This window comes from Erysipelatoclostridium sp. DFI.2.3 (assembly GCF_019132535.1).
GTDB lineage: Bacteria > Bacillota_I > Bacilli_A > Erysipelotrichales > Erysipelotrichaceae > Clostridium_AQ > Clostridium_AQ innocuum.
The window spans coordinates 30048-42479 of the sequence record NZ_JAHOOJ010000020.1 but is presented as its reverse complement, the minus strand read 5'-3'; the positions used below and the strand labels follow the sequence as shown (position 1 = coordinate 42479).

Sequence of the window (12432 nt, the reverse complement as noted above, 5' to 3'; positions counted from 1 at the left end):
AACGCAATGAAGGAAATCGTATTTGAAGAATTGAAAAAACGCTGTGAGGAATATGCCATAGAGGAGCACACGCGATTTACAGCAGTCAGTATTGCTGATGCACTGCATATCAGTCGCAATACGGTATCCCAGTATTTGAATGAAAGGGTAAAGACAGGGGATGTAATCAAAATCAATTCCCGCCCGGTATACTTTTTTGTACGTGAGGCTGTGGAAAACAAATGGAGCGGTGTTGTGACCAAATGCACCTTTGATTCATTTGAACAGCTTGCGCAGGAGCTGGTGGGAGATGCACAGGATTTTGAACAGCTGATCGGCTGTAACAATTCTCTATCCAGTGTGGTGGAGCATTGCAAGGCGGCAGTATCCTATCCCGGAGGACTGCCGATTCTGATCAACGGACCGACCGGTACGGGGAAAAGCATGATTGCCTCCATGATGTATGAATATGCGGTGAATCAGAATATTATTGGAAAGAACAAGAAATTTGTGGCGGTAAACTGCTCGGAGTATGCAAATAATCCAGAGCTGCTGACAACCAATCTGTTCGGAAATGTAAAGGGAGCCTATACCGGAGCGGATGAGGATAACCCCGGGCTGATTTCACTGGCAGACGGCGGATTGCTGTTTCTGGATGAGGTGCACTGTTTGAAGGCGGAATGTCAGGAAAAGCTGTTTTTCTTTATGGACAAGGGTATGTATCACAAGGTCGGGGATAATGAAAACTGGTATTATTCCAAATGCCGACTGGTTTTCGCAACAACGGAGGACCCGCAGAATGTTCTGTTAAAGACCCTGCTGCGAAGAATTCCAATAACGATTACTGTTCCGGCATTGAAGGATCGTCCGCTGATTGAAAAGCGGGAGCTGATCTACACGATTTTCACAAAGGAGAGCAAACGCCTTGGTAAAGAAATCCTCATCAGCAATCTCGCCTATCAGAGTCTGATGGATTTTGAGTTTATCGGCAATGTCGGGGCATTGAAAAATGCCATCAAGGCAGCCTGTGCAAATTCCTTCCTCGTCCATCAGGGAGAGCCGAAGCTGAAAATACAGGTGGCTGATTTGCCGGATTATATCTTTCCATCCCTGACCTCCGTGCAGCTGAAATCCTCCACCCATGGCATGCAGGAGGCTATGATACCAATCGAGCGGCTCAAGGGCTCGCTGAATCAGGCGTCCCCGCTGCTGCATCTGTACAGTCAGCTGGTCACGCAGTATGAGGGATATCAAACCTCGACAAATGCCTTTCCTGCGTATATGGAAAAAACCGGAATTCTCATACAAAGCTATATTGATTATGTCATGTTTCATAACCGCTATCAGAAAAATACGAGTGAGGCATACCTGTTGAAGCTGCTGGATAAAATCTATTCCATTGTCATGAATAAATACTCCATCAACATACCGAATAATGAAATCAAAATCTATTCCCGCATTCTTGTTGAATATTCAAAATGTGCAACCGATGCCAATGTTTGGATCAGTGCGCATCAGAAAACGGTAAAAGCGCTGGTGGAGGAGGTTCAGGAGCGAATGCCGAGAATCTTCCATATAGCAGAGGAAATTGTGGAGAATGTGCGTCTGAATCTGGATTTGGAGCTTGATGAGCTGCTGCTGGTGATCATCGCCATCGCATTTGCGGGCTATCAGAATGAAGAGGTCAGCTCCTGTGTCGGTGTTATTCTATGCCATGGCTACTCCACCGCAAGCAGTATTGCGGATACAGCGAACCGTATGCTGGGGCAGTATGTGTTTGACGGTATCGACATGGAAATCAATATCACCATCGATAAGGTGGCGCAGCTGGCAGATGATTATCTGAAGCGCAAGGGAACCATACACGAACTGATTTTTCTGGTGGATATGGGTAGTCTGGAGGAAATCTATACAAGAATCAAGCCGATGTCCGATTATAATATTGCGCTGATCAACAATGTATCTACCGCTATGGCATTGGAGGTCGGCAACTACATCATGCAGGGAAAACGAGTGGAGGAAATTTTGCAGCTGGTGAAGGAGAACCATCAGCTTTCCACACACTATCTGAAAAGCAGAAAAAAGAAATCTGCCATCCTTTCCATCTGTGCCACCGGCTTTGGGGCAGCGAAAAAAATCAGTGAGCTGCTGGAGGGCTCCCTGCCACGCAAAATCGATCTGGAAATCATCCCTTATAATTATCAGCAGCTGGTGGAAAACGGGAACCGTGATTCCATCTTCAACCGGTATCAGGTGGAGCTGATTGTCGGAACGCTGGATCCCAAGGTGAGCGGCATTCCGTTTATGGCGATTGAAAGTGTTATGATGAACGATGAAATCGGCGTTCTGGAACAGCTGATGCAGCGGTATCTGGGAGCTGTCGATCTGGAGGCGTTCAATCAGAATATCACAAAGAATTTCACCCTGTCCAATATCGTGAATCATCTGACTATTCTGAACGGAGAAAAGATTATCGACGATGTGGAGGAAATTGTGGAAAATCTGGAGGAGGATCTGAACGAGGAGCTGGATGCCACCCGTAAGGTGGGTCTGTATGTACATATCAGCTGTCTGATCGAACGCCTGATCCTGAAACAGGGAATTGAGCATGTGGAGGGTATGGAAAAGGCAGTAGAAGGTAAAAAGGATCGTGTTGACAAGGTCAAGGATGCCTTTAGTGGCGTGGAAATGAGATATAGTGTCGAACTTCCGGCGCCGGAAGCACTTTATGTATTGAATTACTTCAAAAACCCTAAATAAATCAAGCGAAACGTGCCGCGACAGAAAGTTGGCACGTTTCTTGCTGATTATAAAAGTGAATGGAGGTGGAATATATGCCGAATATTCTATTAACAAGAATTGACAACCGTCTGGTACATGGACAAGTTGGGGTCACATGGACAAAGACGCTGGGAGCCAATCTGATTGTTGTGGCGGACGACACTGCTGCAGAGGACAGAATCCAGCAGTCACTGATGAGTGTCACAGCAAAATCATCCGGTGTGGGAATCCGTTTCTTTACGATTGAAAAAACGGCTGCCATCATTGGCAGGGCAGCACCGGAACAGAAAATCTTTATCGTATGCCGTACGCCGAAGGATGTCCGCCGTCTGGTGGAGGCCGGTGTTGCTCTGAAGGAGGTAAATGTGGGAAACATGCATTTCTCCGAAGGGAAACGCGCTATGACTAAGAAGGTCTATGTCGATGATGAAGACATGGATGATTTGAAGTATCTGGTATCAAAGGGCATCAATGTGTATGCACAGGATGTACCGGGAGATCCGAAATCCGCTATTGAATAACAAAAACTGAAAAGGAGATGAAAGTAATATGGAGATTACACTTTTACAGGGAATCCTACTGACCATTATGACGATTATCGTCGGTCTTGATTTCTTCCTCGAAGCGTTCTTTATCTTCCGTCCGCTGATCGTATCGACACTGACGGGACTGATTTTGGGTGATATTACCTTGGGGCTGAAGGTTGGTGCATTGATTGAGCTTGCATTCGCAGGGCTGACACCGGCCGGTGGTACGCAGCCGCCAAACCCTGTATTCGCAGGTCTGATGGGGACAGTACTGGCGTATACAACCGGCTGTGATCCAAAAGCTGCTCTGGGTCTTTGTCTGCCATTCTCTTTCCTGGGACAGTATGTCATTCTGTTCTATTATTCCGCTTTCTCATTCTTTATGGGAAAAGCCGACAAGTGTGCTGCAGAGGCTGATGTAAAGGGAATCCGCCGCATCAACTTCACAACCATGACCATTATCTCACTGACCTATGGAGCACTGGCATTCCTGTGTACCTATGTTGCACAGCAGCCGATGGCTGACTTTGTAAACGCACTGCCTGCCGTTATCACACACGGACTTGAGGTTGCCGGCGGTATTCTTCCGGCAGTCGGATTTGCTATGCTTCTGCGTGTTATGATGAAGGTAAAATACACACCTTACTTTATTGCAGGCTTCCTGATGGCATGCTTCTGTGAAATGCCGAACCTGCTGCCGGTAGCGCTGCTTGGTACCGTATTTGCACTGATTGACTTCTTCGGTGTGAAGCAGAGAAAAGACGAAATCGAAGAAGCTGTGAAAAACGCAGGGATAACTGGAGGTGACACGAATGTCGGCATCTAAAAAATTAACAAAACATGATATTACAATGCTTGGTATACGTTCTTCCTTCCTGCAGGCATCCTTCAACTATGAACGTATGCAGGCCTGTGGCTTTACATGGGCAATGCTGCCTGCTCTGGAAAAGGTATACGGAGATGACAAGGAAAAGCTGTCTGCCGCAATGACAGATAATCTGGAATTTATCAATACACATCCAAACCTTGTCGGCTTTCTGATGGGCTTGATGATGTCCTTGGAGGAAGGTGGAGGAACCCGTGATGCAATCAAGGGTCTGAAGCTGGCCCTGTTTGGACCGATTGCCGGTATCGGTGATGCAATCTTCTGGTTCACCATTCTGCCGATTGTCGCAGGTATCTCCTGTTCCTTTGCATCACAGGGATCCGTTCTGGGACCGATTATTTTCTTTGCGACCTATGTGGTTATCTGGATTCTGCGTATCGTCTGGACCCGTCTTGGCTACACCCTTGGAACACGTTCCATTGATATCATCACAGAGAACTCTGATATGATTGCCAATTCCGCAACAATTCTGGGTATCACGGTAATCGGTGCGCTGATTGCTTCCTATGTTACGATTAACCTGCTGCCTGTCATTAAGGTAGACGGTGGTATCGAGGTTGCGGTACAGGCTGAGTTCTTCGATCGAATCTTCCCGAACTTTTTGCCAATGTGTGTTACCCTGCTGCTGTTCTGGCTGCTGAAAAAGAAACAGGCGAATCCAATCGTTCTGATTGTATCCATTATCGTGCTTTCCATTCTGGGCGCATGGATCGGACTTGTTTAAAATATGATAAAATAAAGCTATCCACATAAGAATTTCGGATAGCTTTTTTCAAAAATAGGAGGTAATTATGAAACTGATACATACAGAGAATTATGAAGCAATGTCAAAAGAGGCTGCGGATTTGCTGCTGGATACACTGCGTAAGAAGCCGGATGCAGTTATCTGCCTTGCGACCGGAAGCTCTCCGGCGCGGATGTATGAGCTGGTATGTGAAGCAGTGAACAGGGAACGAATCGACCTGTCCGAAATCACATTCGTGAAGCTGGATGAATGGTATGGAGTAGAGCCGCAGGCAGCCTGTACGTGTACCACCTTTATCAGGGAGCATCTGCTGGATCAGCTGTATATGCAGCCAAAGGCGGTCGTTGAATTTGTGTCCGATGCGGCAGATATCAGGCAGGAGCTGGATAGGATGGATGTGTTTTTATCAGAGCATCCTATTGATGTCATGATTCTCGGACTGGGAATGAATGGACATCTCGGATTGAATGAGCCTGCGGATTTCCTTACACTGAACGCACATTATGCAGAGCTGGATGAGAAAACAAAAACACACGATATGGTAAAGGGCTATGAGCCAAAGGGAGGTTTGACGATAGGACTGCAGGGAATCTTTACATCAGGGCAGATTATTATGCTGGTTTGCGGGGATCGAAAGGAAGCAGCCTATCAGGCATTTATGAGTCAGAGAATAGCAACCTCTACTCCGGCATCTCTATTATGGCTGCATACGAACTGCGTTACGCTGGTGGATGATACCATACAGAAATAACTTTTTATATTGTTATTGTGATAAAGTTATGATAACAAAATGGAGAGGAGTAGATTGATATGATACAAATTCGTCCTGTTTCTGATTTGAGAAATAAATTCTCTGAAATTGAAGAGATCGTAAATGGTGGGGAACCCGTTTACCTTACAAAGAACGGCTATAGTACAATGGTGGTTATGAGTCTGGAACGGTATGCAAGTCTTACAGATGTTGGAGAGACCAAGCTGGATGAGGCTGATCGTATTGCGGAAACAAGTGAGGAACGATATTCGCTCGAACGAGTGTTTGGCGATATCAGAAAAGCTGTTGATGGAAATGAAGACCTATAAGGGGATTCATTTGTATAGCCTTTCGAAAAGGAGGCAGCCTTATGTTCCTACATTTCATCACATCACATACGTCCTTAGGATAAAGCAGCAGTGAGGTGCAACCCCTACATCGTGCTTCTTCCCGCTGCTTTTAGGTTCACCTTTCGTTTGACCTTGTTTGCTTTCATGACGGAACGCTAGAAAGTAAGCGAACACATCCTACATATATGGCAGGAATATCTCCATAATCATCGCCATTTCGGAAGAAGGGATCGTCACGTTGAAAATTTCAGAGATAATTTCAAAATTTTTCTCCATGATATAATACATCTGATCATACTGATTGATGATGCCTCTGGCCTTTGGATAGGACAGGGGCTCTTTTCGTATGCATCGCTCGATCATAAATCCACTGTGGAATATGAATTTAATCAACAAATCATCTGTATAGGAAATATTCAAATCATGCAGAATATTGATCAATACATTAAACAGAGACTGACAGACCTTATGCGGATTCAGAAATACCAGTGACTCAGACAGTACCTTGTTTGTGATATCATTCAGCAGCTCCTGTGCATGTGTTTCCGTTTCGCTTACACTTGCCGCATCCCTTGTGTTTTCCTGTCGGAAATATTGGATGGAACTTAAGGTGGAACCGAGTGATTCCATCTTTTCCACAATCGCCATCAGTGTTTTTACCGATATATCACTTACAATGGTAAACGCAGCATCACTCAGTTTTTTCAGCATGGCTTCACTTGCTGTGACTGTACTGCTGTCTGTGGCAATCACAACACCCTTCCCGCGATTGATGGAATGCATCGTATCGGCAATCAGCCTGCAATTCTTTTCATGGGAGGTCTGTGAATGCAGACGAAGGTAGTGAATTTCAGTTTTGAAGGACAGGCTGTTCAAATAATCGGCATACTCCTTTGCTGTATCGTTATCCACACTGATAATCAGCAGCTGAATATAATTGCTGTCGATCCATTGTGAGGAAAGATACAGATAGGTGGCGATATAATCCGTTTCCTCGGCAGGAAGCTGCAGCTCCTGATGTGCATGAATGTGTGAAACAATGCTTTGCGCACAGTCATAATCCTCCTGCTTGGCGATACGGTACTCAGCCCGGCGAAAGCCAAGCTCCTGATTACCACTGCGTATGCGGCTGATGGAATTGGATACATGAAGAAGTAAACCGTACAGCAGATTTTCATTCTTACAAATCGGATTGTTTTGCAGAATCGGATACAAAAGATCATAAACCTGCTTCAGCATTACGGAGCGAATCGTATTCAGGTGGATACCGATTGCCGCATTGATATCCTGTATACACAGATTGATCAGCTTATCATCAATGCTGTCCAGATAGCTGTCCTTTTTGCTGGTACCGTCATTGAGATCATACAGCAGCTCCAGCTCCTGATTCTGTTTCAGCGCTGAGAAAAACAGATATTCGCCGGCAAACAGATTCAGAATGTTATCCAGTTCACTCATGCGTTCATTCACGTCATAAATATCCGTTAATACCTGTGTGGAAATATCATCATAATCAATACTGACAAACAGAGCCTCCTGCTCCAGATAGCTGCGAAAGGCGTGTGCACAGGCCTGCTTGATTTCCGCATGCAGATGAGGCAGGTTCCCGGAATAGTCCGACATAACAAAACAGCTCAGTGCGCCCTTTGATATCCGTATGGTTTTATTGATATGTGCAGCCTCCTGCTGGAAATACTGCATCGTCAGAACAAGCATTTCCTGAATGGATTTCTCCCGCAGACAGGGGATATGTATCTGCATAGGGAAGCAGCGGCGTATGTCCGGATTCAGTATCATGTTTTCCGTGTTGGAGATACCCACTATCAGGGAGCGAATCGGATATTCCTTGGAAGGAAGATGCAGCGGCGTATAGGATTGGCTGATCATACTGTTGTACAGGCTGGTCAGGGCGGAAAAGGAAAGACGATCCATGTGATTCAGAATGAGCATACCGTTTCTGCTTGCTTCCAGCAGCCCCTTTTTCAAATGGCTGCCATCATAATAGCCATACAGCTTACTGAGTATTTCCTCCGGCTCCTGATCGGCATAATTCAGACAGTCAAAGACAACGATCCGTGATCCATGAGTAAAGATTTTCCTTTGCAGGCAAAATTCAAACATCGTTTTCGCAAAGTTAAGCTTTCCGACACATGGATCCCCGTATAACAGAATATTCAACCCCTGCGGCGGATACAGCAAAGCGGATTTCGCCCGTTGAATCGGCTCAAACATACTGCTGGTATTGCGGTTTGCGAGATACTGACGGAAAACATCCGCCTGTGTCTGTTCGTTTTTTAGCTCCTGCTCCTCCTTCAGGTAGCTTTGAATGCTCTTCCCCTTTGGAATGACACTGGGGATATGTACATCCGGATGCTCATTTTCCAATGGTGTTCTGGCAAAAAACAGAGTCGGACGTCCCTGCGTCTTGATCAGTCTTCCCTCATGATGCAGCTGGTTTAAAAGTCTCGATACATTGGAGCGGTCCATTTGCAGATCAAGACTGATATTCAAAGCATCCCTTCCCAGACTTCCGCGCTGCTGCAGCTGCTTTGCTGTATGACGGATGAGATGCTGATACACCTCTTCTTTTTTCTTGTCCATATAGCCTAACCTCCTTTTTGACATTATAACAAAAATATCCGGTATTTGGTGTAAAATGGGCGAGTCGCTTACACACTGCTGTTCAGAATGTATTTTTAATTCATCATGATTGTGCAAAAACTTACGCACATATGTATGGATAGGAAGAAAAGCGGTTACTTTTTCTGTAAAAATAAAAAGAAACCGCTGATATATACATGAAATATCGCTTTACACAATTTGTTTACTGTGTAAAAAAAGCAACGATTTTGTGTGGCGAAAACAGCGTGATACAATACACTCGAAGTTGAGAACGACTGTCGAACAACCGGCAGCTGGTGAAATGAGGAGGTAGAAATATGGTTGCAGTGTTATTGGTGACACATGGCGATCTGGCACAGGCGCTGTTGTCAAGTGCGGCACTGATTATGGGAGAAGCAGCGCTGATTGAAAGTCATGGTTTATATCACGGAGACAGTGTTGATAATCTGAAGGACACGATTAAGGAGGCGATAATCAGATTGTCTGAGTGCTCACAGGGAGACGGTGTTCTGATTCTGACGGATTTATTCGGAGGTAGTCCGTCCAATGCGGCAGCAAGGGCGATGCACGAGCTGCAGGATAGCGTTCACTGTGAGTGTATCACCGGGGTGAATCTTCCGATTCTTCTGGAGGTGGCTACGAGCAAGACCTTTATGAAGCTGGAGGAGCTGAAGCAGCACGCATTAGAAGTTGGTGGGAACAGTATTCTGGATCTGAGAAATCAGTTTCAGTTATAAGCAGATTGCTGAAAGGAGATAAGTTATGCAGATTTCAATTATTCAGGCCATTCTGATTGGTACGCTTTACTATTTAACAAACAACGGGGTTCCCTGGCTGACCGGGCTGGGCAGTGTTTCCATACGCCAGCCGATCTGTGCGGGAACGATTGTCGGATTGATCCTTGGAAAGCCGGTGGAAGGCTGTATCATGGGGGCTACGATCAATACCCTGTATCTGGGCTTTGTAAATGCGGGAGGTACGCTGCCAACGGATCCCGGAATCGGCGGTGTTGTGGGGACAGCCCTTGCTCTGAGCGCCAATGCCACACCGCAGGTCGCTATGTCGATTGCGGTTCCGCTCGGAGTTATGGGAACGATGGTATGGACGCTTCGTCAAACTGTAAACATCTATTTTGTGCACCAGATGGACAAATATGCAGTTACCGGGGATATTAAAAAAATGGCATTCTGGCAGCTGGTACCGACGCAGCTGTTCGGATATGCAGTAACCATGATTCCATGTGCGCTGCTGGTTTACTTCGGTGCACCGGCTACGCAGGGACTGCTGGACATGCTGGCAGGAAAGCCGCTTCATATTCTGAGTGTGATCGGCGGGATTCTTCCTGCCATCGGTATTGCCATGATCATCCGTATGCTGAATACAAGAAACGGAATCCTGATTTTCTTTACACTCGGATTCTTCCTGGAAACATACTCCGGACTGAGTATGCTGGTGGTATCAATTTTTGCGGCAATCGCTGCTTACTTCTATGGTGAATTGAAATTCGGAAAGGCAGGGAATGAGGAATGAGTGAACAGGTGACGGAAAGAAAGCTGACAATAAAGGATCTGAATACATCCTATTTCATGTTTGAGGTGTTTGCACAGGCCTGCTGCAGCTATGAACGATTGCAGGCACCCGGATTTTTCTCCGGTATGAAGAATGTTATCGCGAAATTATACACAGACCCTGAGGAACGTGCAGAAGCATGTCAGCGTCATATGGAATTTTATAACTCGGAATTTGCGCTGGTAGGGCCGGTAATTCTTGGTCTTACGATTGCCATGGAGGAAGAAAAGGCCTGTGGTGCGGAGATCGACGGACTTGCGATCAGTGCGGTCAAGACTTCTCTGATGGGACCGCTTGCGGGAATCGGAGATACCCTGCGGCAGGGAACACTGATTCCGATCATCGGCTCCATCGCAATCTCCATCGGGCAGGAAGGAAATCTTCTGGGACCGATCTTCTATTTCTTTGTGACGCTGGCACTGAACTTCGGTATCAGCTATACGCTGTACCGCAAGGCATATGACAAGGGGCGCGATTTCGTCGGTGAATTCTTCAGCGGCGGGAAGATGGAGAAAATCATGACAATGGTAACCGCTATGGGCTCCATCACCATCGGTGCACTTGCCGCCACGACTGTAAAGCTGACTTCAACTGCAGAGATTGCTCTGGGTGACAACAAGCTGGCGGTACAGACCGATATTCTGGATAAGGTTGTAAACAATCTGCTTCCCTTTGGCATGGTCATGCTGACGTTTTATCTGATGAATAAAAAAGTTAGTGTAAACAAGGTTCTGCTCATTCTGTTTGCCATCGGAATCATCGGTGGACTGCTGGGAATCGTTTAGGCAGGTGCAGTATATGAAGGTTCTGATTACATCCAACAGCTTTGGAAAATTTGATGAGGCTCCGCGGAAGCGGATGCTGGATCTAGGCTGGGAGCTGCTTGATAACCGCTATCATCATATTATGAGCGAGGAAGAAATGATGAACGAGGTTCCCGGCGTGGATGCGATTATACTTGGCTCTGATATTGTCAGTAAACGGGTGCTGGATAAGGCTGACAAACTGAAAATTATATCCAGATACGGTGTGGGAATTGACAACATTGATACCGCGGAGGCTGAAAAAAGAGGCATTGCTGTCACGGTGACGAAAAACTGTAATACGGAGGCGGTGGCAGATTATACGATTGCCCTCATGCTGGCGACCCTGCGCCATGTATGCAATGTGCATTCCTCCTTGCAAAAGGGGATATGGAAAAAGGAAACCGGTATGGATTTATGCCATAAGACAGTCGGAGTATTCGGTCTGGGCGCAATCGGCCGTCAGGTTGTAAAACGTCTCAAGGGATTTGAATGTAAGATATTAGGGTACGATATATTCGCAGATGAAGAATACTGCGAAAAAGAGGGAATCTGTCTGCTTTCCCCACAGGAGATTTTCAAACAGGCGGACATCATTACACTGCATGTTCCCGGCAACGCGGATGGAACACATTTCATCACTCAGCAGGAGCTGGAGCTGATGAAGCCCGAGGCTGTCCTCATCAATACCGCAAGAGCTTCTCTCATCGATGAAACGGCCATGGTTCAGGCATTGCGGCAAAAACGTATCTATGGGTACGGAACGGATGTCTTTGATGGGGAACCACATATGAATCCGGAATTTATCGGTTTGAACAATGTGGTATGCAGCCCGCATACAGCCGCCGTCAGTGTGGAGGCAGTCAATACCATGTCACATGCCGCCGTTGAGCATCTGATGGAGTATTTTGGAGTAACAAAATGATAGGAGAAACCTTATATGAAACATATCGTTTGGACAAGAATTGATGACCGTCTGATTCACGGTCAGGTCATGACACAATGGATTCAGTATACCGAGGCGAATGAGGTACTGATCATCGATGATGGCGTCGCAAAGGATTCCTTTCTGCAGATGGTTATGAAATCCAGTGTTCCCGGCAAAATCAGTTTAAAGGTGTTAAGTGTCAAGGATGCAATCGGATACTTGAATGAAGATGGAAAGCATGAGAAAATCATCATTCTTGTAAAGACACCGGTGGTGTTGGATGAGCTGAGCGATGCCGGTGTCCGTCTGAAGAGCATCAATGTCGGAGGAATCGGCGCGAAGGCCGGAAGAAAGCCGATGTTCAAAAACATATCTGTCAGTGAAGAGGAAAAGGAAGCCTTCCGCAATCTGTTAAACAAGGGAATCAACGTGTTCCTGCGTGTCATTGTTACAGAACCGGAAGAGGATATCGCAAAATATTTATAGAAAGG

At 46.1% G+C, this 12432-nt stretch carries 12 protein-coding genes; 11 read left to right on the top strand and 1 reads right to left on the bottom strand.

From position 1 onward, the window contains the following. Positions 1 to 6 precede the first annotated feature (6 nt). The 6 genes from KSZ58_RS17295 to KSZ58_RS17270 all read left to right on the top strand — a co-directional run bounded on the left by KSZ58_RS17295 (position 7) and on the right by KSZ58_RS17270 (position 5998). Positions 7 to 2739, top strand: coding sequence for a sigma 54-interacting transcriptional regulator (locus tag KSZ58_RS17295; RefSeq protein WP_009588705.1), 2733 nt, complete (start codon positions 7 to 9; stop codon positions 2737 to 2739). A 74-nt stretch (positions 2740 to 2813) separates the two neighbouring features. Beyond that, on the top strand, positions 2814 to 3281 hold the full coding sequence (gene agaB / locus KSZ58_RS17290; RefSeq protein ID WP_008818473.1) for a PTS galactosamine transporter subunit IIB: 468 nt from the start codon (positions 2814 to 2816) through the stop codon (positions 3279 to 3281). Between the two features lie 28 nt (positions 3282 to 3309). Then, entirely contained in the window at positions 3310 to 4113 is an 804-nt protein-coding gene (agaC, locus tag KSZ58_RS17285) for a PTS galactosamine transporter subunit IIC (RefSeq protein ID WP_002607254.1), read from the top strand. Then, entirely contained in the window at positions 4100 to 4897 is a 798-nt protein-coding gene (gene agaD / locus KSZ58_RS17280) for a PTS galactosamine transporter subunit IID (RefSeq protein WP_002607255.1), read from the top strand. The genes agaC and agaD overlap by 14 nt, the downstream gene beginning before the upstream one ends. A gap of 67 nt (positions 4898 to 4964) precedes the next feature. Then, positions 4965 to 5669 (top strand): 6-phosphogluconolactonase, encoded by a 705-nt coding sequence (locus KSZ58_RS17275; RefSeq protein WP_217752832.1) that lies wholly within the window; start codon positions 4965 to 4967, stop codon positions 5667 to 5669. A gap of 59 nt (positions 5670 to 5728) precedes the next feature. Next, on the top strand, positions 5729 to 5998 hold the full coding sequence (locus KSZ58_RS17270) for a type II toxin-antitoxin system Phd/YefM family antitoxin (protein ID WP_009588729.1): 270 nt from the start codon (positions 5729 to 5731) through the stop codon (positions 5996 to 5998). A 198-nt stretch (positions 5999 to 6196) separates the two neighbouring features. On the opposite strand, the gene KSZ58_RS17265 is transcribed toward KSZ58_RS17270, so the two are convergent. After that, positions 6197 to 8620 carry a PRD domain-containing protein gene (locus KSZ58_RS17265; RefSeq protein ID WP_009588685.1) on the bottom strand — a complete coding sequence of 808 codons (2424 nt, stop codon included), beginning with the start codon at positions 8618 to 8620 and terminating at the stop codon, positions 6197 to 6199. Positions 8621 to 8958: 338 nt separating this feature from the next. Here KSZ58_RS17265 and KSZ58_RS17260 point away from each other — a divergent pair, with 338 nt between their 5' ends. Genes KSZ58_RS17260 through KSZ58_RS17240 form a run of 5 tightly spaced genes read left to right on the top strand, consistent with a single transcriptional unit; the run spans position 8959 to position 12427 of the window. Further along, complete coding sequence (locus KSZ58_RS17260; protein ID WP_002607260.1) at positions 8959 to 9378, top strand: PTS sugar transporter subunit IIA; 420 nt, start codon at positions 8959 to 8961, stop codon at positions 9376 to 9378. Between the two features lie 25 nt (positions 9379 to 9403). Then, the gene (locus KSZ58_RS17255; RefSeq protein ID WP_002607261.1) at positions 9404 to 10171 is read left to right on the top strand and encodes a PTS sugar transporter subunit IIC; all 768 of its coding nucleotides are present in this window, start codon (positions 9404 to 9406) and stop codon (positions 10169 to 10171) included. After that, positions 10168 to 10995, top strand: coding sequence for a PTS system mannose/fructose/sorbose family transporter subunit IID (locus KSZ58_RS17250; protein WP_008818477.1), 828 nt, complete (start codon positions 10168 to 10170; stop codon positions 10993 to 10995). The genes KSZ58_RS17255 and KSZ58_RS17250 overlap by 4 nt, the downstream gene beginning before the upstream one ends. A 13-nt stretch (positions 10996 to 11008) precedes the next feature. Further along, positions 11009 to 11938, top strand: coding sequence for a phosphoglycerate dehydrogenase (locus KSZ58_RS17245; RefSeq protein ID WP_009269823.1), 930 nt, complete (start codon positions 11009 to 11011; stop codon positions 11936 to 11938). Between the two features lie 15 nt (positions 11939 to 11953). Then, positions 11954 to 12427, top strand: a complete 474-nt coding sequence (locus KSZ58_RS17240; protein WP_008818479.1) for a PTS sugar transporter subunit IIB — start codon at positions 11954 to 11956, stop codon at positions 12425 to 12427. Positions 12428 to 12432 lie beyond the last annotated feature (5 nt).

What these genes read in the sequence shown, in the direction of transcription:
- KSZ58_RS17245 (WP_009269823.1), top strand. Translation starts at nt 11,009, where the DNA reads ATGAAGGTTCTGATTACATCCAACAGCTTTGGAAAATTTGATGAGGCT.
- KSZ58_RS17275 (WP_217752832.1), top strand. Translation starts at nt 4,965, where the DNA reads ATGAAACTGATACATACAGAGAATTATGAAGCAATGTCAAAAGAGGCT.
- agaD (WP_002607255.1), top strand. Translation starts at nt 4,100, where the DNA reads ATGTCGGCATCTAAAAAATTAACAAAACATGATATTACAATGCTTGGT.
- KSZ58_RS17255 (WP_002607261.1), top strand. Translation starts at nt 9,404, where the DNA reads ATGCAGATTTCAATTATTCAGGCCATTCTGATTGGTACGCTTTACTAT.
- KSZ58_RS17265 (WP_009588685.1), bottom strand. Translation starts at nt 8,620, where the DNA reads ATGGACAAGAAAAAAGAAGAGGTGTATCAGCATCTCATCCGTCATACA.
- KSZ58_RS17270 (WP_009588729.1), top strand. Translation starts at nt 5,729, where the DNA reads ATGATACAAATTCGTCCTGTTTCTGATTTGAGAAATAAATTCTCTGAA.
- agaC (WP_002607254.1), top strand. Translation starts at nt 3,310, where the DNA reads ATGGAGATTACACTTTTACAGGGAATCCTACTGACCATTATGACGATT.
- KSZ58_RS17260 (WP_002607260.1), top strand. Translation starts at nt 8,959, where the DNA reads ATGGTTGCAGTGTTATTGGTGACACATGGCGATCTGGCACAGGCGCTG.
- KSZ58_RS17295 (WP_009588705.1), top strand. Translation starts at nt 7, where the DNA reads ATGAAGGAAATCGTATTTGAAGAATTGAAAAAACGCTGTGAGGAATAT.
- KSZ58_RS17240 (WP_008818479.1), top strand. Translation starts at nt 11,954, where the DNA reads ATGAAACATATCGTTTGGACAAGAATTGATGACCGTCTGATTCACGGT.
- KSZ58_RS17250 (WP_008818477.1), top strand. Translation starts at nt 10,168, where the DNA reads ATGAGTGAACAGGTGACGGAAAGAAAGCTGACAATAAAGGATCTGAAT.
- agaB (WP_008818473.1), top strand. Translation starts at nt 2,814, where the DNA reads ATGCCGAATATTCTATTAACAAGAATTGACAACCGTCTGGTACATGGA.